This is a genomic window from Rhizobium sp. WYCCWR 11152, from assembly GCF_013087615.1.
In the GTDB taxonomy this organism is placed as follows: Bacteria; Pseudomonadota; Alphaproteobacteria; order Rhizobiales; family Rhizobiaceae; genus Rhizobium; species Rhizobium indicum.
This window is the reverse complement of record NZ_JABFCP010000009.1, coordinates 102,719-123,848: the sequence shown is the minus strand read 5'-3', so window position 1 is coordinate 123,848 and position 21,130 is coordinate 102,719. Positions and strand designations below refer to the sequence as shown.

Below are 21,130 nucleotides of genomic sequence, written 5' to 3'. Positions count from 1 at the left end.
TTTTCCTGGAATTGCGCTATGCAGCGCGACGACCTTGATGCATGACCGGGGCAGCGCTTTCGCCACTGACTCGGAAGCCGCGGATGAGGTCGATCAGCTCGTCGGTATCGGTGGCCAGCGTCTCTGCCGATGCCGTGGTCTCCTCGGCCATGGCGGCATTCTGCTGGGTGGCGGCGTCGAGCTGGTTCATCGACGAGGAGATCGAGCGCAGCGTCGTGTCCTGTTCGGAAGCGCTGTGGGCGATCTTGGCGACGATCTCGTTGGCGGCCTTGATCTGGTCGGAGATCCGCTTCAGCGCTTCACCTGCCTCGCCGACCAGACGGACGCCGTGGTCGACCTGGCTGGAGGAGCGGGCGATCTGATCCTTGATCTCCTTGGCGGCCGCGGCCGAACGCTGGGCGAGTTCACGGACTTCCTGGGCGACGACTGCAAAACCCTTGCCGGATTCACCGGCGCGGGCTGCCTCGACACCGGCATTCAGCGCCAGCAGATTGGTCTGGAAGGCGATCTCGTCGATAACGCCGATGATCTTGGTAATCTCCGAGGACGACTTCTCGATGCCGCTCATCGCCTCGATCGCCTGGGTGACGATCGCATCGCTATGCGTTGCCTCGGTGCTGACCGCGTGGACGCGCTTGCTCGCTTCATGGGCGCCATCGGCCGTCTGACGGACGGCGACGGTGAGTTCGTCGAGAGCGGCCGAGGTTTCTTCCAGGCTGGCGGCCTGGCGCTCAGTGCGCTGTGACAGCTCGTTGGAAGCGCGGCGGATCTCTTCCTTGCTGGTGCCGATGTCGGTGCCCTTGGCGCTGACCTTGGCCATGGCGGCTTCGAGATGCGACAGCGCATCGTTGAAGTTGTCGCGCAGGGCGGCATACTTCTGGCCGAGATCGGCGCAGCGAACGGTAAGATCGCCGCGGGCGATCATCTCCAGCGCCTGGCCGATGGTCGTCACCACGCGCGCCTGCAGCGTTGCTTCATCCTGCTGCTGGCGCAGATTGTTTTCGCGCTCGCTTTCCAGCGCCAGCTGCTGGGCCGCCTCGCGATCCGACATCGCATGGCGTTCCCTGATCTTTTCCTGCAGTGACTGCGTCGCCTTCGCCATCATGCCGACTTCGTTGTTCATGCCGGTGTGCGGAATGGTGATCGAAACATCCTCTTCGGCGACAGCCTTCAGGGCGGCATGGACGTTGTTGAGAGGTCCCGATATGCCGCGGATGACGACGTAGGCGGCTGTCATGGCAAGGAAGAACAGGACGATGCTGCCGGAGAGCGCGGTCAGGATCGTGCTGTTTATCTGAGCATCGAGATCGTCCATGTAGACGCCGGTGACGACGACGATCTTCCAGGGTTCGAAGGCCTGGCCATAGGCCGTCTTGCGATAATCGCCAACGGGTTGGCCCGGTTTGACCGTGGAATAATATTCGACGAGACCGCCGCCCTGCTGCCCGAGCTTGACCAGCTCATCGCGATAGAGCTTGCCTTTGCTGTCCGGCTGGCCCTTGTTGATCTGCCCGACTTTCGAGGCATCGTAGTGGAATACCATCTGGACGTCGTAGCTATAGCCGAAGAAATAGCCGTCCGGATCGTATTTCATCCCGTTGACGGTGGTGTAGGCCTGCTTCTGGGCATCCTCCAGCGTCATTTCGCCGGCGGTGACCTTGGCCTGGTAAAGCTTGAGAACGGAGACCGCCGACTGAACCTCGGCGCGCAGCATGTCATAACGTTCCTTGTAGATCGCATCGACCGAGGAGCGGATCTGCAGGGAGGTGGCGATCGCAAAGGCAATCATCAGGCCGACGACCAGCAATATGAGCTGCTTCGATATCTTCAAATTTTTCATGACGCCTCGCAACGGGAATGGGTGAATACATTCCGGTGCGGTTTTCTACCGCCTGTGCGAGCGCGCCAAACAAGACGACGCGTCTACCGCTGCTAAAACAAACATGCTGCGACCGGGTAAGGAACAATTGATGCCCACCCTATAAAAAAGCTTTAACTTTATTGTTCGCGATCCGAATTTCCCTCAAAATCCAGGGGTGCTTACAAAGAAAAACCGCCGGATTTTCACCCGGCGGTCGAATATTGCTTGTTGTCGAATTCTCAGCTTGCCCGGCGCATCGGTTCGGCCTGGCGGTGCTGCGGTGCGCCGACGCGGAAGCCGCGGATGAGGTCGATCAGTTCGTCGGTATCGGTGGCGAGTGTCTCGGCGGATGCCGTGGTCTCTTCGGCCATGGCGGCGTTCTGCTGGGTGGCGGCGTCGAGCTGGTTCATCGACGAGGAGATCGAGCGCAGCGTGGTGTCCTGCTCGGAGGCGCTGTGGGCGATCTTGGCAACGATCTCGTTGGCAGCCTTGATCTGGTCGGAGATGCGCTTCAGCGCCTCGCCGGCCTCGCCGACCAGACGGACGCCGTGATCCACCTGGCTGGAGGAGCGGGCGATCTGGTCCTTGATCTCCTTGGCCGCAGCGGCGGAACGCTGGGCAAGTTCGCGCACTTCCTGGGCGACGACCGCAAAACCCTTGCCGGATTCACCGGCACGCGCCGCCTCGACGCCGGCGTTCAGCGCCAGCAGATTGGTCTGGAAGGCGATCTCGTCGATAACGCCGATGATCTTGGTAATCTCCGAGGACGACTTCTCGATGCCGCTCATCGCCTCGATCGCCTGGGTGACGATCGCATCGCTATGCGTTGCCTCGGTGCTGACCGCGTGGACGCGCTTGCTCGCTTCATGGGCGCCATCGGCCGTCTGACGGACGGCGACGGTGAGTTCGTCGAGAGCGGCCGAGGTTTCTTCGAGGCTGGCGGCCTGGCGTTCGGTGCGCTGCGACAGCTCGTTGGAAGCGCGGCGGATCTCTTCCTTGCTGGTGCCGATATCGGTGCCCTTGGCGCTGACCTTGGCCATGGCGGCCTCGAGATGCGACAGCGCATCGTTGAAGTTGTCGCGAAGGGCGGCATACTTCTGGCCGAGATCGGCGCAGCGGACGGTGAGGTCGCCGCGGGCGATCATCTCCAGCGCCTGGCCGATGGTCGTCACTACGCGCGCCTGCAGCGTTGCTTCGTCCTGCTGCTGGCGCAGATTGTTTTCGCGCTCGCTTTCCAGCGCCAGTTGCTGGGCCGCCTCGCGATCCGACATCGCATGGCGCTCCCTGATCTTTTCCTGCAGCGACTGCGTCGCCTTGGCCATCATGCCGACTTCATTGTTCATGCCGGTATGCGGGATGGCGATCGAAACGTCCTCTTCGGCCACCGACTGCAGGGCATTGTGGATGTCCTTCAGCGGATGGGAGATGCCGCGGATGAAGAAGACGGCGGCGGCAATGCCGCAGACGAAGACGATCAGCGAGGCGGTCAGCGCCTTCCAGATCGTCGCATTGACCTTCTGCTGCAGATCGTCGAGATAAACGCCGGTGCCGACGACGATCTTCCAGGGCTCGAAGGCCTTGGAATAACCGCCCTTGAGGAAGACCTGGTCTTCCGGCTGACCCGGCTTGGTCCAATAGTAGAAGGTGCGGCCGCCGCCGGCCTTGCCGTTGTCGACCAGCGCCTGGCTGAATTTCGCGCCGGTCTTGTCGACTTGACCGCTCATGTCCTTGCCGAGATTGACCGGGCTCGGATGGAAGAGCTGGATGACGTTGTAGTCGAAGCCGAAGAGATAACCGGATGGCTGAAAGGAGACGCGCTTCAGGATTTCGAAGGCCTCGGCCTGGGCGGCCTCATGGGTCATCTGACCGGCCTTCTCGCGCTCATAGAAGGTGTTGAGGACGGAGATGCCGGATTCGACCTGCGTGCGCAGCATGTCGAAACGCTCGTCGTAGATCGCCTGTTCGGAGGTGCGGATTTCGAAATAACTAGCCACTGCAAAAGCAGCCATTAGGACGCCGATCAGCGCAAACAATTGATGCGCAATCTTGAGCTTTTTCATGATGTGCCTCGCAAAGCAGGTGAATTCAAAACAATTCCGGATCGGTCAACTCCCGACCCGCGGACGTCTCAAATCGCCCGCGCAGCTAGCGCAATCATGCGTCCTCCGGCCTCTCGATTGGTAAAATTAGAGTGAATGACTAAATTATCTTTTAACGATCCATGGCTTCTATTTGCACGACTTGGGAAGATCGAAATATAAATTCTCGAATAAATGCGTAAGTTGCATTCTTCTATTTAATTTCAATAATTCAGTTTTTGATTGTGCATTGAAACAAGAATGCACCCTCGCTGCTCATCGAGGGTGCATTCGGTCCACCGGTGGTGGAACCCCAATCGATCGAAACCTTGATCAGGCAGGGGCAGGGAACTTATTTGTTTTGCGCAATTCCCGGCAAAACCGCTGCGCACTTTTCCTGGAAGTTGCTCCTAGAAACGCAGCTTGAATTCGGAAGCGTCGAGGCTCTTCGGTTGTTCCGTCATGCCGGCCGCGACAGGCTTGGCTTCGCCGCCAATGACGGCCGCGGTTGTCGCATTCATGTCGATGCCGTCTACCGGCGCCGCCGGCGGCGCGGCCGCAATCATGGATTCAGGCGTCGCCTTGCTGACGAAGACGACCGGCGAGCCGCCCATCCAGCTTTCGGTGCGGTAAATCTTCTTTTCGCCGCCGACATCGCGGACTTCACTTGCCTGGAGGACGCCGGGCTTCAGCTCCGGCACCGTATAGTCCTTCTTGGTGAGCTCCGTCTGGAGCGGTGGGCAATGGGCGCAGGTTTCGGTGACGATGCTGCCTTCAGCGGACGGCGCAGTCTTGCCGACCACCTCTATCGAGGACGCCATTGCTGAGCCTGCCATCAGCAGGATTGCCGCACCGAGAAAAATCTGACGCATCAAAGTTGCTCCGTCTCATCTTCGGAGCAAATTAGCGCAGCTTTGTTTCCATCCCGTCAGGGGAAAGGGTAAAAATTTAAAGAACGCGGCGGTTTATACTCACGCCGAGCCGGTTTCGCGCTCGATCGCCCGCCAGCCGATGTCGCGCCGGCAGAAGCCGTTTTCCCATCTCACCCTGTCAAGCAGCGTGTAGGCGCGGTCCTTGGCCTCGGCGACCGTGCCGCCGGACGCGGTAACATTCAGCACGCGGCCGCCGGTCGAAACCAATGTGCCATCCCTCAGACCCGTGCCGGCATGAAACACCTTCTCGCCCTCGCCTGCATCCGGGAGGGAAAGGATCGGCGTGTTCTTCTCGTAGGCGCCGGGATACCCCTTCGAGGCCATGACCACCGTCAGTGCCGGATCGTCGTTCCATTCGGCCTTGACCTGATCGAGCGTGCCGTTGGCGGTGGCGAGCAGCAGTGGCAGGAGATCGCTCTTCAACCGCATCATCATCACCTGGCATTCGGGGTCGCCGAAGCGGACATTGTATTCGATGAGCTCCGGCCCCTTCCTGGTGATCATCAGCCCGGCGAAAAAGACGCCGGAGAAGGGATGACCGCTCTCTGCCATGCCGCGCATCGTCGGCTCGATGATCTCCTTCATCGTCCGCTCGACCATCTCGGCGGTCATCACAGGCGCCGGCGAATAGGCGCCCATGCCGCCGGTATTGACGCCGGTATCGCCCTCTCCCACTCGCTTATGATCCTGGGCGGTTGCGAGCGGCAGCGCATGTTTGCCATCGCAGAGGCAGAAGAAGCTCGCTTCCTCGCCATCGAGATAGGCTTCGACGACGACTTCGGCGCCGGCAGCGCCAAAGGCACCCTCGAAGCAGTCGTCGACCGCGGCCAAAGCTTCATCGAGCGTCATCGCAACCGTCACGCCCTTGCCGGCGGCAAGACCATCGGCCTTGACGACGATCGGCACGCCCTCGGCGCGGATATAGGCTTTCGCCTTCGGTCCATTGTTGAAGCGCTGGTAGGCGCCTGTCGGAATATCGTAGCGGGCGCAGATATCCTTGGTGAAGCCTTTGGAACCCTCGAGCTGGGCTGCGGCAGCGGAGGGACCGAAGACCGAAAGGCCATCGGCGCGCAGCCGGTCGGCAAGGCCGGCAACCAGGGGCGCCTCCGGGCCGACGACGACGAAATCGATCGCCTTGTCCTTGCAGAAGGCCGCGACCGCTTCGTGATCCTCGATGTCAACCGGCACGAGGACGGCGTGTTCGGCAATGCCGGGATTGCCGGGTGCGGCGTAGAATTCCGTCATCAACGGCGATTGCGCCAGCTTCCAGGCGAGCGCATGCTCGCGTCCGCCCGATCCGATCAACAGAACCTTCATGCGCGACCCTTTCCTTTTCTGTCTGGCGGTTAAGGGCCAGGGGCCGAAAGGTCAAGCGGGAAAGCTTACCAGCCCCCGCCTCCCCCGCCTCCGCCGCCTCCTCCGGACGAGCCGCCGCCGGAAAAACCGGAGGATGAGCTCGATGGCGGCGGCGAAGGAATCGTCGACGCGATGGTCGAGGCCATGGACGAGGAAAAGCCGCCTATACGATCGGAGAAGCTGCCACTGTTGAAGTTGCCGGAATACCAGGCGGGCGCATAGGCGGCCGCCGCGCCGGCTGCAGCTGCCGCAAGCCAGGTTTCGAATGTGCGCGACCATGGTTTTTCGACACCGAGCGCCACCGCATAAGGCAGCAGCGTCTCGAAATGCCGCGGCGACATTTCCGGGGCGCCGGCCGTGTTCATCCGGTCTTTCTCGGCAAGCGTCAGATATTGGCGCAGACCGTCTATGCCATCCATCATCTTGGCGCCGAGCGGGGTCGGCGCACCCATGATGAAGAAATAGAGAATGTTCAAAAGCACGATGCCGCCAACGGCAAAGAGCATCGGCGTTTCGTGCAGTTGCACCAGCGAGGAGGCAAGCGCCAGCCCCATGGTCGCCAGGATGCTGATGCCGACGAAGACGCCGATCGCGGCGGAGATGATGGCGATGATCTTGCCGAACAGCGAATTGCCGCGATGCAGCGACCTGACGAGGCCGGCGACGAACACCGAAACGAAGACCGAGATGACAATCGGGATCAGCATCACCGCGATGGTGTCGGGCTCCAGCGAACCAAAAACGAACAGGGTCACCAGGGCCGCGGCGCTGAGCGCGATGCCGCCTGCGGTATAGGCCAGGTTGGAATTGTAATATTTGCCGCGATGCTCCTTCTCGATCGCCGCGCGGAAGGACTGACCGACGGATTTCACCCGCTCGCCATTGGCCTTGTCGATCGTCAGCGTCGAACCGGCGCCGCCGGCAACCTTCAGCAGTTCGATTTCGCCGGCCTGGAATTTCTCCTTGCCGAGCGGCTTGCCGGTGCCCTGGATGACGATCGAATTCTTCAGGTCTTCGAGCTTGACGTAACCGCGGACGGCAAGATTGAGGGCGGTGGCGGACAGCGCCGTCCAGCCCTCACCGGAGAAGCCCTTATTGTCGATGTAATTGACCAGCGCCGGCGAGATACCATCCGGCGCGTCCCAGCGCGGCACGACGACACCCCGGGCAGGATCGCGGCCGACCTTCAGCCAGGAGCGCGTGTAATAGGCGAAAACGAGGATCAGGCCGCCGAAGCCGATGAAATAATTGCGGTTGTCCTTCAGCCACCAGGTGCTTTCCATATCCGCGCTTGGCGGATCGATCGACCCCTTCGGCATGCGGATCGCAAAGGTCAGGCCTTCGTGGGCATCGAGCGGCGCGGTGGTGGAAAAAACCAGGCCGGCGCCGGTTTCGCTGACGCGGGCATTCTTTCCCGTCGCGCCCTCAGGGCCGGTGAAGAAGGTCGTCTCCGTCGCGCCGACGCCGGGCGGCAGCTTCACCGTTGCCGTGATCGACCGGATCGGGAAGATCCAGCCATTGCCGGTGACGTTCCAATAGAGTTCGTCGTGATCGTCGAAATAGCGGATCTGGCGATTGGTCCTGTAGGTGAAGACATATCGATGACGGCCCGGCGTCACCGTCACATCGGCAGAACCGGCATAGATGCGGATGCCGCGTGATATCGATTCGGTGTGCCAGGGTTCTTCCTCGCCATCGCGCTTGACCGAGACCATATCGAAATCGACGCTGCGGCGACGGCCGTCGGCGTCGGTGAAATAGAGCGGGAAGTCACGGAAGATGCCGTGGTTGATCTGATTGCCCTCGGCATTGACGGTGATCGTCTCCGTCACCGACATCGCGCCGCTCTTTTCCAGCGCGATATCGGAGGCAAAACTGTCGATCACCTCGGCGGCAACGGCCACCGGGGCGGTCAGCATCAACAGCAGCGCAAAGCAAAATCCGAAAAACCGACGCCCCATCCCTGTCTCCCCGCCGGCAGCCTCGGCTGCGTGTTTCGTCAATCTTTGTCCTGATAGGTCACGCCGAGTGCTGCCAGCGTCCGCCAGTAGGCGGGGAAGGTCTTGCCGACGCAATCGGGATCGAGAATGGTGATGCCGTCGATCTTCAGCCCGGCCAGCGCGAAACTCATGGCGATGCGGTGATCGGCGAAGCTGTCGATCTCCGCCGGCAGATGCTTGCCCACCAGTGCGGGATCCGACTGCACGATCAGATCATCGCCCTCTTCGCGGGCAAGGCCTGAAACAATGCGGTTGAGCCCGGTCGAAAGCGCCCGGATGCGGTCGCATTCCTTGACGCGCAGATTAGCGATGCCGACGAAGCGAACCGGCGTCTCGTTGAAAGCGGCAAGCACGGCAAGGGTCGGAACGGCATCCTGCATCTGCGAGCCGTCGATCTCCGCCGGCAGATGCGGGAATTTGGCGATGATGTCATAGGCGCGGGCATCCGGCTGCGAGAAGGCGTCGGAGGGAACACCGAGATCGATCGCGCCGCCGGTGAGGACCTCGGCGGCCCAGAGATAGGTCGCAGCCGAGGCATCGGGCTCGACGATGAAGTGGGCAGCGCGGTAGCCGGTCGGCTCGACGCGCCAGGTGACCGGGCTGGTCTTCTCGACCTTGGCGCCGAAAGCCTTCATCGCCGCTGTGGTCAGATCGATATAGCCGAGCGCGCCGATATCCTCGCCGACGAGTTCGATATCGACCGGCCGGTCGCCGCCGGCCGCCATCATCAGCAGCGCCGAGACATACTGGCTGGACAGGCCGCCATCGATGCGGATGCGGTCGGCCTGGAAACGGCCGGTGCCTCTGACGGTGACCGGCGGGCAGCCGGTCTCAGACGTCGCGTCGATGCCGAGCGTGCGCATCGCCTCGACCAGCGGGCCGATCGGGCGCTTGCGCATATGTTCGTCGCCATCGACGATGACGGTGCCGTCGACCAGAGCCGCAGCGGCCGTCAGGAAACGTGTCGCCGTACCGGCATTGCCGAGGAAGAGCGGCGCCTTCGGCGGCAGCAGCCTGCCGGTGCCGGTAACGACGAAGCTGGTGTCGTCAGGCTCGTCGATCGCAACACCCATAGCGCGCAGCGCTTCGGCCATATACCGCGTATCGTCGCTCTTCAGCGCCCCGGTCAGCCGGCTCGTGCCCTTCGCAAGGCCGGCGAGCAGAAGCGCGCGATTGGTGATCGACTTGGAGCCCGGCGGCATGGCGCGGCCCGAAAGCGGCCTGCCCGGCGGGATGATCGTGAGTTTGGCTGTGCGTGTCATGCTGTTCTTCCGTCCATAAGGCGACCCCAAAACGTGTGCCGCGCTTTAGGTCTTTGGTTTTGCGCATGTCGTCATCGCAAAACCGCTGCACACTTTTGCGCGACATGCTCAGAGCATGATGCCGAAAAGTGTGCAGCGGTTTTCGGACGACATCATGCTCTAACTCTTTAATTGAGAACAGGATTTAGATTTTAGGCCGACCGGGCCTAAAATCATCCTGTTCTCGCCGGCCGCGATCTGCCCCTGCTCTTAATCGCTTTCTGGCAAAGGCAAAATGCCGGATCGTCAGAATTTCACGGTGGGGACGGCGCGGTCGGCCTCGTTGGTGATTTCGAAATATTCCCGCTTGGCAAAATCGAACTGACCGGCAACGAGATTGGACGGGAAGCTTTCGACCTTGACGTTCAGGTCGCGGGCGGCACCGTTGTAATAACGCCGGGCCATCTGCAGCTCGCCTTCCATGGTTTCCAGCGAGGCCTGCAATTCTGCAAAGTTCTGGTTGGCCTTGAGATCGGGATAGGCTTCGGCGAGCGCGATGACGCGGCCGAGCGCCTGGCCGAGCAGCCCTTCCACCTGCGCCCTGCCGGCAACATCGCCTGACGGCACGGCCTGCGCCTTGTTGCGGAGCTCAACCACCTCTTCGAGCGTCGATTTTTCGTGGGCGGCATAACCCTTGACCGTCTCGATCAGGTTCGGGATCAGATCGGCGCGGCGCTTGAGCTGGACATCGATGCCCGACCAGGCCTCTTCCGCCATCTGCCGCGCGCGAACCAGACCGTTGTAGATGAAGACGAGATAGAGCGCGACCAGAACGATGACGCCAAGCGCAATATACATCGCGAATCCCCCGCAGCGAAGTAATGTTGAGGCGGAGACTAAGCGGTTTTGCCGGCTGCCGTCAAACGCCGATATCCGCGAGGATTCGGGGTACCCGACCAGCCGTTTATATAGACGATACGGCTGGTGAGCTGTTGCGTTACGCCGCCTCTTTGGAGAGATTGACGCCGCCGGCGTCGGTCAGCAGGAAGGCTTCGCCGCAAGCCTTGGCAAGCGTGCGAACGCGCAGGATGTAGCTCTGGCGCTCGGTGACCGAGATGACGCCGCGGGCATCAAGCAGATTGAAAACATGGCTTGCCTTGATGCACTGGTCATAGGCGGGGAAGACGCATTTGTGCAGGCGCTGGTTGGCGTTGTCGCCGGGGGCGCCAGCATCGAGCAGCGCCCGGCATTCCTTCTCGGCGTCGACAAAATGGCGATGCAGCATCTCGGTATTGGCGAACTCGAAATTATGACGCGAATATTCCTGCTCGGCCTGCAGGAAGACATCGCCATAGCTGATCTTCTCGTCGCCGTCGCGGCCGTTGAAGTTCAGGTCGTAGACATTGTCGACGCCCTGGACATACATGGCGAGGCGTTCGAGACCGTAGGTCAGTTCGCCAGCGACCGGTGAGCATTCGATGCCGCAGACCTGCTGAAAATAGGTGAACTGCGAGACTTCCATGCCGTCGCACCAGCATTCCCAGCCGAGACCCCAGGCGCCGAGCGTCGGGCTTTCCCAGTCGTCCTCGACGAAGCGGATGTCGTGCAGCAGCGGATCGAGACCGATCGCCGCGAGCGAGCCGAGATAAAGCTCCTGCAGGTTGGGCGGGTTCGGCTTCAGGATCACCTGGTACTGGTAATAATGCTGCAGCCGGTTCGGGTTTTCGCCATAGCGGCCGTCGGACGGGCGCCGCGACGGCTGGACATAGGCCGCCTTCCACGGCTTCGGGCCGAGGGCGCGCAGCGTGGTGGCCGGGTGGAAGGTGCCGGCGCCGACTTCCATGTCGTAGGGCTGCAGCACCGCGCAACCCTTGTCCGCCCAGTAGTTATGCAGGGTCAGGATCAGCGCCTGGAAGGAGCGCTTCGGGTTCATATGGTCTGGGATAGCTGACATCGAACGGCACCGATTGCTTGGGATTTGTCGGCGCGACAGGTGCCATGGAGGGCGGCGGGGGTCAAGACTTTTGCGACGGCGGAGAAGCGTCGAATGCCGATAGGGAAGAGGAATTCTTTCTGTGCTGCGGGGGGTACCCCCCTCTGTCCTGCCGGACATCTCCCCCACAAGGGGGGAGATCGGCTGGGGGGAATGTCCCGGCTTTCATAACGGCTCCGCGCAGGCGTTCCGTTGTTTGGGGAAGCCTTCGCCACTTGCCGATCTCCCCACCTGTGGGGGAGATGCCCGGCAGGGCAGAGGGGGCTTCCCACCTGCAGAGCGCCCGGAGCGGCAGCCGGATGAGAGGCAGATGAGTGGCGACGCCCCTTATTCTCCCTCGCGCTTCAGCCGGTATTCTCCGGTCGCCGGGTCCTTGACCAGCGTGCCGATGGCGCCGGTCTGGCGCTCCTTTTCAGCGCGGCGCGACTTTTCGGCGAGCTTGCGGGCATCGGAGACGAAGCGGCGGTAGAGCCACCAGGCTGAGAAAACCAGGACCAGGATCGTAATAAGCTGTGCCATGCCCCTCTCTTGCTCCTCTCAAAGCCCGAACCGGCTCCACAATGCTCTCTCTTCCGCCGCTTCGACAAGCCCCGTCGCGAGACCGGATGCAGCACCTTCTAGCGAGACCGGCGATACACCGGGAATCCGGCGGCCGAACAGGCCGCGGCCGGCGGTGACGAGCTCCAGTTTGGTCTTCTGGCCGTAGCGCCGCTTCAATTCCTGGCGCATGTCGCCGAGGCCGTCGATCAGGCCGAGTTCGAGGCCGCGCGTGCCGCTCCAGAACAGGCCGGAAAACACCGCCGCATCGTCCCTCAGCTTGCCGGCGCGACGCTCGCGCACCATGGATATGAAGACCTGGTGGATTTCGAGCTGCAGGCTTTTCAGATACTCGATATCCTTTTCCTTTTCCGGCTGGAAAGGATCGAGGATCACCTTGTTTTCGCCCGCCGTATAGACGCGGCGCTCGACGCCGATCTTCTTCAAGAGTTCGGGAAAGCCGAAACCGCCGGAGACGACGCCGATCGAGCCGACGATCGAGGTGGCGTCGGCGATGATCTCGTCGCCGGCAAGCGCGATCATGTAACCGCCCGAGGCGGCGACATCCTCGACGAAGACCAGAACCTTCTTCTGCTTCTCGCGGGCGAGCTCGCGAATGCGGGTGAAGATCAGGCGCGACTGTACGGGCGAGCCGCCCGGCGAATTGATGGAGATGGCGACTGCCGGTGCGTCCTTCATGGCGAACGCCTTTTCCAGGACCGGAGAGACATTGGCGAGGTTGAGGGTCGGCCGGAACTGGCCGCCGCCGCTGATGATCGCCCCCTGCAGGCGAACGACCGGAATGGTGATGCCGTCCTTGCGGAACCGTTTCGGCATCAGTTTTCTCAAGAATCCGGCCATTTCCCATCCTTCGCTTCGGGTCGCACGATCGTCACCCATGTATGCGCTGGAACGACAAACGCAATGGCTGCGTTCCTGAAAACATTGGGTTGAATTTGTTGTTGCGAATGACTTGCATTATCATTCTAACTCGTCATAGTGCAATGCACGATAAAACAGGTGGAAATCGCATGGACGTGCTCAATCCGAATACAAAGAGCGGCTGGCGGCACGAACGCGGAGAAGCGTCGCTGTCGGATGTCTACCGCACCGTCGGAACCGGGCGTCACAGCTCGATGTGGCGAAGGGCGGCAGCCTTCGCCGGGCCGGGCTACATGGTCGCCGTCGGGTACATGGACCCCGGCAACTGGGCGACCTCGCTCGCCGGCGGCTCGAAATTCGGCTATGCGCTGCTCACCGTCGCGCTGCTTTCCAACCTGATGGCGATCGTGCTGCAATCGCTCTGCGCGCGCCTGGCGATCGCCTCCGGCCGCGACCTCGCACAGGCCTGCCGCGACGCCTTTCCGAAATACGTCTCCTTGCCGCTCTGGGCCTTTGCAGAAATTGCCATCATCGCCACCGATATCGCCGAGGTGATTGGCACGGCGATCGGCCTCAACCTGCTGATGGGCATCCCGCTCGAACTCGGCGTGCTGATCACCGCGCTCGACGTCTTCGTGATCCTCTTCCTGCAGAAGCTCGGCTTCCGCTGGGTGGAGGCCTTCATCATCGCGCTGCTCGGCGTCATCGCGGTCTGCTTCGGCGTGCAGATCCTGCTGGCCGACCCGCAATGGGGCGCTGTTCTCACCGGCTTCTTCCCGACGACCGAGATCGTCACCAATCCCGAGATGCTCTACCTGGCGCTCGGCATTCTCGGCGCGACCGTCATGCCGCACAATCTCTACCTCCACTCCGGCATCGTGCAGACGCGGGCCTATGGCCATACCGTTCCCGAAAAGCGGGAGGCGCTGACCTTTGCGACGATCGACTCGACGGTTGCGCTCTGTTTCGCGCTGCTGATCAACGCCGCTATCCTGATCCTGGCAGCCGCCGCCTTCAATGCGCACGGCAAGACCGACGTCGTCGAACTCGGCGATGCCTATTCGCTGCTGTCGCCGCTGCTCGGCCTCGCCATCGCGCCGACGCTGTTCGGCATCGCGCTTCTCTGCTGCGGTCTCAACTCGACGGTGACGGCGACGCTTGCCGGCCAGATCGTCATGGAAGGCTTCCTCAAGATCCGGCTGAAGCCGTGGGTGCGCCGCCTGATTACCCGCGCCATCGCCATCGTGCCGGCGGCGATCGTCACCATCTGGTATGGCGACCAGGGCACGGCGGAGCTGTTGATCCTGACCCAGGTGGTGCTCAGCCTGCAGCTTTCCTTCGCCGTCTTCCCGCTGGTGATGTTTACCGCCAACAAGGCCAAGATGGGCGAACTCGTGGCGCCGCGCTGGCTGAGCGGCCTCGCCTATCTGATCGCGATCGTCATCGCCGGACTGAACATCAAGCTGCTCCTCGACTTCGTCACCGGCTGAAGCATTTTCAGGAAAAGTGTGAAGCCAGCCTAAAGCCTGGCATAGGCCGCCCGGCCATTGTTGAAATCATCGACGAGAGGGGAGAACTTGTGGCTCCCCTCTTCGTGCATGATGAGGGCAGCCCGCAGCGACAGCCGCGCCCGCGATCCCTTGATCGCTGTCACCAGGATCCGCACGGCGTTTTCACCCGGACGCGGATGGATGGCAGTGATCTCGATGCCGCCGAAGCGCCGGCCGCAGGCCGTGACGATCTCGGCGATCGACTGGGGCCTGGCGATCAGCGACAATTGCCCGCCTGGGATCATGATGGCGCCGGCCGTGCGGATCCAGCTTTCAAACAGGCCGTCGGTCATGGCATGGGCTTCGGCCTTCAGCGCATCCGGCGTGCGCCGGTCACCGGCGTCGTTGAAGGGCGGGTTCATGATGACGTGGTGGAAGCTCTCATCGGCGAGCCCCGTATCGTTGCGCGCCTTGGCGGTCAGCGTCACATCGGCCTCGACGACGCTGACGCGGTTGGCGATATGGGCATTGTCGGGCAGCAGGACGCTGCGGCGGGCATAATCGGCCATCTCGGCCGAGCGCTCGAAAAGCACCACCTCCGCATCGGCAAGGCGCGAGGCGACGGCAAGGCCGGCAGCGCCGGCGCCGGCACCGAGATCGGCAACCCTGACCTTTCGATCGTCGGCGACGAGAGCCGCAAGCAGCATCGCATCCATGCCGGAGCGATGGCCCCTGCCCTTCGGCTGCACCACATGGAAGCCGCCGCGATGAAAGGCATCGACAGTGTCAGTTGCGGTCATCGGAGCTCACTTCCGCTCGCGCAACTCGCCGCCGAGACCGGCATCGGTCAGGATGCGGCGGGCCTGATCGGCCATTTCCTCATCCACCAGCAGGCGGCGCGACAGCATGCCTAGCGAGCCTTCCAGCACGCTCATGCCCTGATCGGCGATGAAGCAGTGAATTCCGGCATCCTTCATCAAACTCTCGGCATAAGAGAGAAGAACGGGGTCGTTGGCGCGGATAAGCTCATGCATTTGCCGTCGTTTTCCTTCCAATTTCGCCCAGCGCGACAATTCACCCCTTGCCGCGTCCATCGCCCCTTTCTATTGTCAGGTGCAATGAATGAATAGGAGTCCGGGTCGTTGGGCGTGGTCATACCGCTTGAAGAAAGCAAAAACAAACTGGCATCCATAAAGCCGCTGGTCGATCTCACCAGGGCGGACATGGAGCGAGTAAACCAGCTCATTCTGTCTAAGGCCGGCTCCGATGTGCAGATGATCCCGGAAGTGGCGAACCATCTGATCTCGTCCGGCGGCAAGCGGTTGCGGCCGATGCTGACGCTGGCTTCCGCGTCGCTGTTCGACTACAGGGGCGAAAATCACGTCAAGCTCGCCACATCGGTCGAGTTCATGCATACGGCAACGCTGCTGCATGACGACGTCGTCGACGAAAGCGATCTGCGCCGCGGCAAATCGACGGCGCGAATGATCTGGGGCAACCAGGCAAGCGTGCTGGTCGGCGATTTCCTGCTCGGCCAGGCCTTCCGCATGATGGTCGATGTCGGCTCGCTCGATGCGCTGGACGTCTTGTCTTCCGCCGCCTGCGTGATCGCCGAAGGCGAGGTGCTGCAGCTTTCCGTCGCCAAGAACATGGAGACGACGGAGGACGATTATCTCTCCGTCATCCGCGCCAAGACGGCCGCTCTCTTTGCCGCCGCCTCCGAAGTCGGGCCGATCGTCGCCGAGGCCGGCCGATCCGGCCGCAATGCGCTGAAATCCTACGGCATGAATCTCGGGCTCGCCTTCCAGCTGGTCGACGATGCGCTCGACTATGGCGGCAAGGCGGCCGATCTCGGCAAGAATGTCGGCGACGATTTCCGCGAGGGCAAGATCACCCTGCCGGTCATTCTCGCCTATCGCCGCGGCACCGAGGATGAGCGCGCCTTCTGGCGTGATGCGATCGAGGCCGGCAACAGCACCGACGCCAACCTCGAAAAAGCGCTGGGACTGATCACCAAATACGGCACGCTCAGCGACACGATCGGCCGCGCGATCCATTACGGCACGATCGCGCGCGATGCGCTTGCGCCCCTTCCCGATACGGTCTGGAAATCCGCCCTGATGGAAGTGATCGACTTCTGCATCGAGCGCGTCAATTGATCAAACGTCCTTGATCGCAGGCTGATTTTCTTGCAGCGCCGCTTCAAAAAAGCCATCCTGTTATGAATCAGTGATCGCAACTGGTTTTGCGGCCGGCACCATTTGTCGGGACGCTGTCGAAGAAAGGTTTCCTAATGCGGCAGAGAATTGCCATCCGTCTTCTTACGAGCGCAGCGCTGGCCGCTGGCCTTTCGCTCAGCGGTGTCGGCGGCGCGAACGCCGAGGATGCGGCCAAGACAGACGATGCCGGCACAGCCGTTCACTTCGATGCGGACAGCGTCACCACTTTCTCCGGCGCCTTTCTCGCCGCGCGCACGGCCGATGTCGATCATGACTACGAAACGGCGATCGAACTCTACAAGAAGGCGCTGCAGATCGAGCCCGGCAATCCCGAGATTCGCCAGCGGCTGATGATCTCGCTGCTGCTCAATGGCGATATCAAGGACGGCGTCAAATATGCCAACGACCTGAAGGGCGATCCTTCCGTCGAGCGCATCACCACGATCGTGCGCGGCATGGATGCCGTGCGCCGTGACGACTACAAGTCCGCCGAGGCCATCCTGAAATATAAGGGGCCAAACGATCTCGACCGGATGATGAACGACCTGCTGCTCGCCTGGGCACGCGTCGGCGCCGGCCGCGGCAAGGAAGCGCTCACCATGGTCGAGAAGATGAAGGGCCCGGACTGGTTTCGCATCTTCCAGAATTACAATGCCGGGGCGATCGCCATCGCCATCGGCGACGTGAAATCCGCCCGCAAGCATCTGAACGATGCCGTGCTCGACAAGGAAGGGGGTGCTACGGCGCCCGACACCTTCATGCGCGCCGTGATGGCGCTTGCCCGCCTCGAAGCAACACAAGGCAATAAGCAGAAGGCGCTCGATGCCGTTTCCGTCGGCGACAACCTGCTGCCCAACTATGCGCCGCTGAACGCGCTGCGCGACAGTATCGAAAAGAACGAGAAGCAGGAACAGCAGGTCAAGACGGCCGAAGAAGGCGCTGCCGGCGTGCTCTTCTCGGTCGGCGGCGCGCTGAACCGCGACGGCGCCGAGGACATCGTCTCGCTTTACCTGCAGACGGCCAATGCGCTCGATCCGAACAGCGCCGATACGCTGGTGCTGCTCGGCGGCATTGCCGAGAAGCAGAACCAGATGGACCGCGCCATCGCGCTCTACAAGAAGGTGCCGGAGAATTCGCCGATGCGGCGCATCTCCGAGCTGCAGCTCGGCCTTGCCCTTGCCCAAGGCGGCAAAGTGGACGAGGCGCGTAAGCACCTGCAGGCGCTGATCGCCTCCGACCCGAAGGACATCCGCAGTTACCTCGCCTATGGCAGCGTGCTCTCCGACGCCAAGGACTACCAGGCGATGGCCACGAATTACGACAAGGCCGTCGAAACGATCGGCCCCATTCCCGGCCGCGCCAACTGGAGCGTCTTCTTCCAGCGCGGCATTGCCTATGAGCGGCTGAAGAAGTGGGACCAGGCGGAACCGAACTTCCGCAAGGCGCTGGAGCTCAATCCCGACCAGCCGCAGGTGCTGAACTATCTCGGCTATTCCTGGATCGACATGAACCGGAACCTCGACGAAGGTCTCGGCATGATCAAGAAGGCCGTGGAGCTTCGCCCTGACGACGGCTACATCATCGATTCGCTCGGCTGGGCCTATTTCCGCCTCAACCGCTTCGACGATGCCGTCGACGAGCTGGAGCGGGCCGCACAGATCAAGGCCGGCGACGCGACGATCAACGACCATCTCGGCGATGCCTACTGGCGCGTCGGGCGCAAGCTCGAGGCCGTCTACCAGTGGAACCGGGCGCTCGCCTCCGAGCCCGAAGCTGCCGAGATCCCGAAGATCAAGGACAAGGTCGCCAACGGCCTGCCTCCCGTCAGTGACGATGCCAAGGCGGCCGACAAGAAGCAGCCGGATCCGGCGCCCGTCACCCCGCCGCCGGTCGACAAGAAATCCTGACGGACCATGCCTGACGAGGCCCCGGCCGGCGTGCGATCAAAGAAATAGAGCATGATGTCGTCCGAAAACTGCTCACACTTTTCGGCATCATGCTCCAGCGTTTCCGAGGAAGCTCGCGCGAAAATCAACCTGGCCCTGCATGTGACGGGCCAGCGGCCGGATGGCTATCATCTGCTCGATATGCTGGTGACCTTCGCAGATCACGGCGACCGGCTGGACTTCATGCGGTCGCCGGCCGACGCATTCACCCTGTCGGGCCGTTTCGGCGAGACGCTTGCCGGCGACGGCGGCACCAACCTGGTGCTGAAGGCCCGCGACCTCCTGCGCGAGGCAATCGGTCCCCTCGCCTTTCCCGTCCGTATCCATCTCGAAAAGAACCTGCCGATCGCCTCCGGCATCGGCGGCGGCTCGGCCGATGCAGCCGCGACGCTGCGCGGGCTGATGCGGCTCTGGGGCACGACATTATCGGCGGAGACGCTTGCCACGCTGGCGCTGAAGCTCGGCGCCGACGTGCCGATGTGCCTTGAGAGCCGGCCGCTGATTGCCCGTGGCATCGGCGAAAAGATCGAAGCTGTGCCGGAACTTCCGGCCTTTGCCATGGTGCTTGCCAATCCGCTGAAGGGCGTCTCGACACCTGAGGTTTTCCGCTGGCTGGCGACAAGGAACAATCCGGCCCTGAGCCTGGCACCGTCTCAGACTGCCGACTGGCTCGCCGCGATTGCTGCTGCCCGCAACGACCTGGAGCCGCCGGCGCGCGAACTCGTGCCCGAAATTTCGGCGATCTCGGCGATGCTGCAAGCTCACGGCGCCCTGTTGACCCGCATGTCCGGTTCCGGCGCCACCTGTTTCGGCATCTTTGAGAGCATGACTGCTGCCGAACATGCAGCGGCAGCTCTTCACGACGAGCGCCCTGGCTGGTATTTCCAGGCGGCGAAAACGGTTTCGGGAGGCGCATGATGGCAGGTCTGGACGAAAAGCGGCCCTTCATCGCGATCGGCATTGCGGTTCTGACGATCTCGGATACACGCACGCCGGAGACGGACAAGTCAGGCGACACGCTGGCGGCGCGGATTACGGAGGCGGGGCATAGGCTGGTCGACCGGGGGATCGTGCCCGATGATCGCGAAAAGATTGCCGCGCGGGTGAAGGCCTGGACTGAGAACCAAGACATAGACGTCGTCATCACCACCGGCGGCACCGGCTTTACCGGCCGCGATGTGACGCCAGAGGCGCTGGAACCTTTGTTCGAAAAGCGGATGGACGGTTTTTCCGCCATCTTCCACCGGATCTCCTACGAGAAGATCGGCACGGCGACGATCCAGTCGCGCGCCACGGCAGGCGTTGCCAACGCCACCTTCATCTTCGTGCTGCCGGGTTCGCCCGGCGCCTGCCGGGATGCCTGGGACGGCATTCTGAAAGGACAGCTCGACTACCGCAGCGCGCCCTGCAATTTCGTCGAGATCATGCCGCGTCTGGACGAACACCTGAAACGCGGCGCGACGAAGTAGACTGCCTGCAACAGCCGTATTCCCTATGTCGCAAGACCCGGCAGGACCGGCATCGTGTCCCAGCTGTCACCCGACAGCAGGACGCAGCTTATGCCGTGAACATCCGTGACGATGAGTGTCCAGGTGCCGCTTTCGGCGGCATAGACCTCGAGAATGGCGTTCTGGTTGATCAGTCCGACTGCCGTGAGCTTTTCGGCGAAGTTCTTGTCGAGGAAATTGACGATTTCGGGTCGGCCTGCGCAACTGCGCATCATCTGCGATGCTGCCGAATGCGGATGCGCGATCACCAATGTCGGCAATATGACGGCTATGAGACCGTAGATCATACTGCGTACCATGACGCACCTCCTTTCGCCGGGAGCCCGGCAGAAGAGGAGATTTTCGCTGACCTGTTCTGCCGTTCACCGGCATTCCATGGCCATTCCGTTGCGAAGCGAGGCGCTTCGACGGCGCCATGTTTGAATTATAGCGCGAAATCCTATTGGGCGCCATCTTTTGCGCGCGGCCCATCGAGAAGGTTGCGATGCCTATCGCGCAGCGCGGGCAACCCATGACGGAATCAGTTCGCTCGCGAGCTTGCGCGGCTTCTGGCCCTTGACGAATTCGGTAAGTCGCATGCCGCTTTTGGCGATGGCGAGCGCCTGCTTCTTCGGCAGGAGAAAGCCGAGTTCCAGCGGCGGCACGGCTCGGCCGACACGCTGGAAGAACGGGCGCCTATAGCCGCGCGATGCGGTGAAGCGCGCCGGCAGTTTGTTCAGCGCGACATATTCGGCGATCTCATCGATCCAGCCGGCCTGCGGTCTGGCGCCCGGCTCGACGAAGAGCAGCCATTCGCCGCGCGCCGAACGGACGATGTCCTTGATATCCCATTGCGAATGGAAGCGGCAACCGGCGGCGTCGGCGACCCGCGAGGTGCCGTCGCGCGAGCCGTGATCGAGCACGACCACGTCGCTCACAAGCCCCTCCACCGCGCCTGCCACCAATACCGATAAGGTCTGTGCCAGCTCAGATTCCTGATCCTGACATTCGAGAACAACCGTCAACATTGACCATTTATAATGCGCCGCACAAATTTTTGCCAGCACCGTTTTCCTCATTTTGTTCTTGCATTGTTCTTATTTTGCGG

The 21,130-nt window shown here is 62.1% G+C and carries 19 protein-coding genes; 5 read left to right on the top strand and 14 right to left on the bottom strand.

The genetic code is table 11. The features are described from left to right. Positions 1–16 precede the first annotated feature (16 nt). From G9X67_RS15725 to G9X67_RS15680, 10 genes are all read right to left on the bottom strand, one after another. Positions 17–1,840, bottom strand: a complete 1,824-nt coding sequence (locus G9X67_RS15725; RefSeq protein ID WP_171599109.1) for a methyl-accepting chemotaxis protein — start codon at positions 1,838–1,840, stop codon at positions 17–19. A 260-nt stretch (positions 1,841–2,100) separates the two neighbouring features. Further along, a complete protein-coding gene (locus G9X67_RS15720) occupies positions 2,101–3,921 on the bottom strand; it encodes a methyl-accepting chemotaxis protein (RefSeq protein WP_171599108.1) in 1,821 nt (606 codons plus the stop codon). A gap of 428 nt (positions 3,922–4,349) precedes the next feature. Beyond that, positions 4,350–4,811 carry a plant virulence effector HPE1-like domain-containing protein gene (locus tag G9X67_RS15715; RefSeq protein ID WP_171599107.1) on the bottom strand — a complete coding sequence of 154 codons (462 nt, stop codon included), beginning with the start codon at positions 4,809–4,811 and terminating at the stop codon, positions 4,350–4,352. Between the two features lie 99 nt (positions 4,812–4,910). After that, on the bottom strand, positions 4,911–6,188 hold the full coding sequence (gene purD / locus G9X67_RS15710) for a phosphoribosylamine--glycine ligase (protein ID WP_171599106.1): 1,278 nt from the start codon (positions 6,186–6,188) through the stop codon (positions 4,911–4,913). Positions 6,189–6,253: 65 nt separating this feature from the next. Next, on the bottom strand, positions 6,254–8,188 hold the full coding sequence (locus G9X67_RS15705) for a DUF2207 domain-containing protein (RefSeq protein ID WP_171599492.1): 1,935 nt from the start codon (positions 8,186–8,188) through the stop codon (positions 6,254–6,256). Positions 8,189–8,226: 38 nt separating this feature from the next. Further along, positions 8,227–9,489: a 3-phosphoshikimate 1-carboxyvinyltransferase gene (gene aroA / locus G9X67_RS15700; protein WP_171599105.1), complete on the bottom strand. Its 1,263-nt coding sequence runs from the start codon at positions 9,487–9,489 to the stop codon at positions 8,227–8,229. A 285-nt stretch (positions 9,490–9,774) separates the two neighbouring features. Beyond that, a complete protein-coding gene (locus tag G9X67_RS15695) occupies positions 9,775–10,326 on the bottom strand; it encodes a LemA family protein (protein ID WP_171599104.1) in 552 nt (183 codons plus the stop codon). Between the two features lie 139 nt (positions 10,327–10,465). Then, positions 10,466–11,422 (bottom strand): glycine--tRNA ligase subunit alpha, encoded by a 957-nt coding sequence (locus tag G9X67_RS15690; protein ID WP_011650682.1) that lies wholly within the window; start codon positions 11,420–11,422, stop codon positions 10,466–10,468. Positions 11,423–11,788: 366 nt separating this feature from the next. Then, complete coding sequence (locus G9X67_RS15685; RefSeq protein WP_003545875.1) at positions 11,789–11,980, bottom strand: hypothetical protein; 192 nt, start codon at positions 11,978–11,980, stop codon at positions 11,789–11,791. 18 nt (positions 11,981–11,998) lie between these two features. Beyond that, positions 11,999–12,859, bottom strand: coding sequence for a S49 family peptidase (locus G9X67_RS15680; RefSeq protein WP_029872639.1), 861 nt, complete (start codon positions 12,857–12,859; stop codon positions 11,999–12,001). A 170-nt stretch (positions 12,860–13,029) separates the two neighbouring features. On the opposite strand from G9X67_RS15680, the gene G9X67_RS15675 reads away from it, so the two are divergent. Next, positions 13,030–14,370 (top strand): Nramp family divalent metal transporter, encoded by a 1,341-nt coding sequence (locus tag G9X67_RS15675; protein WP_138328873.1) that lies wholly within the window; start codon positions 13,030–13,032, stop codon positions 14,368–14,370. 29 nt (positions 14,371–14,399) lie between these two features. On the opposite strand, the gene G9X67_RS15670 is transcribed toward G9X67_RS15675, so the two are convergent. Both G9X67_RS15670 and G9X67_RS15665 read right to left on the bottom strand, forming a co-directional pair. Continuing rightward, positions 14,400–15,170 (bottom strand): methyltransferase, encoded by a 771-nt coding sequence (locus tag G9X67_RS15670; RefSeq protein ID WP_171599103.1) that lies wholly within the window; start codon positions 15,168–15,170, stop codon positions 14,400–14,402. Positions 15,171–15,176: 6 nt separating this feature from the next. Then, complete coding sequence (locus G9X67_RS15665; protein WP_003545870.1) at positions 15,177–15,404, bottom strand: DUF2007 domain-containing protein; 228 nt, start codon at positions 15,402–15,404, stop codon at positions 15,177–15,179. Positions 15,405–15,512: 108 nt separating this feature from the next. Between G9X67_RS15665 and G9X67_RS15660 the strand changes: the two genes are divergently transcribed. The 4 genes from G9X67_RS15660 to moaB all read left to right on the top strand — a co-directional run bounded on the left by G9X67_RS15660 (position 15,513) and on the right by moaB (position 20,004). Then, positions 15,513–16,529, top strand: a complete 1,017-nt coding sequence (locus G9X67_RS15660; RefSeq protein ID WP_029872636.1) for a polyprenyl synthetase family protein — start codon at positions 15,513–15,515, stop codon at positions 16,527–16,529. 134 nt (positions 16,530–16,663) lie between these two features. Beyond that, a complete protein-coding gene (locus G9X67_RS15655; RefSeq protein WP_171599102.1) occupies positions 16,664–18,496 on the top strand; it encodes a tetratricopeptide repeat protein in 1,833 nt (610 codons plus the stop codon). A gap of 51 nt (positions 18,497–18,547) precedes the next feature. Further along, positions 18,548–19,453 carry a 4-(cytidine 5'-diphospho)-2-C-methyl-D-erythritol kinase gene (locus tag G9X67_RS15650; protein WP_171599101.1) on the top strand — a complete coding sequence of 302 codons (906 nt, stop codon included), beginning with the start codon at positions 18,548–18,550 and terminating at the stop codon, positions 19,451–19,453. After that, entirely contained in the window at positions 19,453–20,004 is a 552-nt protein-coding gene (gene moaB, locus G9X67_RS15645) for a molybdenum cofactor biosynthesis protein B (protein WP_171599100.1), read from the top strand. Before G9X67_RS15650 ends, moaB begins: the two co-directional genes overlap by 1 nt. Positions 20,005–20,027: 23 nt before the next feature. On the opposite strand, the gene G9X67_RS15640 is transcribed toward moaB, so the two are convergent. Both G9X67_RS15640 and G9X67_RS15635 read right to left on the bottom strand, forming a co-directional pair. Beyond that, positions 20,028–20,342 carry a hypothetical protein gene (locus G9X67_RS15640; RefSeq protein ID WP_138328878.1) on the bottom strand — a complete coding sequence of 105 codons (315 nt, stop codon included), beginning with the start codon at positions 20,340–20,342 and terminating at the stop codon, positions 20,028–20,030. Positions 20,343–20,531: 189 nt separating this feature from the next. After that, a complete protein-coding gene (locus tag G9X67_RS15635; RefSeq protein WP_018245012.1) occupies positions 20,532–21,050 on the bottom strand; it encodes a glycosyltransferase family A protein in 519 nt (172 codons plus the stop codon). Positions 21,051–21,130 lie beyond the last annotated feature (80 nt).

Coding starts and splice junctions, on each gene's coding strand:
- G9X67_RS15685 (WP_003545875.1), bottom strand. CDS start 11,980: ATGGCACAGCTTATTACGATCCTGGTCCTGGTTTTCTCAGCCTGGTGG.
- G9X67_RS15655 (WP_171599102.1), top strand. CDS start 16,664: ATGCGGCAGAGAATTGCCATCCGTCTTCTTACGAGCGCAGCGCTGGCC.
- G9X67_RS15725 (WP_171599109.1), bottom strand. CDS start 1,840: ATGAAAAATTTGAAGATATCGAAGCAGCTCATATTGCTGGTCGTCGGC.
- G9X67_RS15665 (WP_003545870.1), bottom strand. CDS start 15,404: ATGCATGAGCTTATCCGCGCCAACGACCCCGTTCTTCTCTCTTATGCC.
- G9X67_RS15695 (WP_171599104.1), bottom strand. CDS start 10,326: ATGTATATTGCGCTTGGCGTCATCGTTCTGGTCGCGCTCTATCTCGTC.
- G9X67_RS15715 (WP_171599107.1), bottom strand. CDS start 4,811: ATGCGTCAGATTTTTCTCGGTGCGGCAATCCTGCTGATGGCAGGCTCA.
- G9X67_RS15705 (WP_171599492.1), bottom strand. CDS start 8,188: ATGGGGCGTCGGTTTTTCGGATTTTGCTTTGCGCTGCTGTTGATGCTG.
- purD (WP_171599106.1), bottom strand. CDS start 6,188: ATGAAGGTTCTGTTGATCGGATCGGGCGGACGCGAGCATGCGCTCGCC.
- G9X67_RS15690 (WP_011650682.1), bottom strand. CDS start 11,422: ATGTCAGCTATCCCAGACCATATGAACCCGAAGCGCTCCTTCCAGGCG.
- G9X67_RS15650 (WP_171599101.1), top strand. CDS start 18,548: ATGATGTCGTCCGAAAACTGCTCACACTTTTCGGCATCATGCTCCAGC.
- G9X67_RS15675 (WP_138328873.1), top strand. CDS start 13,030: ATGGACGTGCTCAATCCGAATACAAAGAGCGGCTGGCGGCACGAACGC.
- G9X67_RS15670 (WP_171599103.1), bottom strand. CDS start 15,170: ATGACCGCAACTGACACTGTCGATGCCTTTCATCGCGGCGGCTTCCAT.
- G9X67_RS15680 (WP_029872639.1), bottom strand. CDS start 12,859: ATGGCCGGATTCTTGAGAAAACTGATGCCGAAACGGTTCCGCAAGGAC.
- G9X67_RS15635 (WP_018245012.1), bottom strand. CDS start 21,050: ATGTTGACGGTTGTTCTCGAATGTCAGGATCAGGAATCTGAGCTGGCA.
- moaB (WP_171599100.1), top strand. CDS start 19,453: ATGGCAGGTCTGGACGAAAAGCGGCCCTTCATCGCGATCGGCATTGCG.
- G9X67_RS15640 (WP_138328878.1), bottom strand. CDS start 20,342: ATGGTACGCAGTATGATCTACGGTCTCATAGCCGTCATATTGCCGACA.
- aroA (WP_171599105.1), bottom strand. CDS start 9,489: ATGACACGCACAGCCAAACTCACGATCATCCCGCCGGGCAGGCCGCTT.
- G9X67_RS15720 (WP_171599108.1), bottom strand. CDS start 3,921: ATGAAAAAGCTCAAGATTGCGCATCAATTGTTTGCGCTGATCGGCGTC.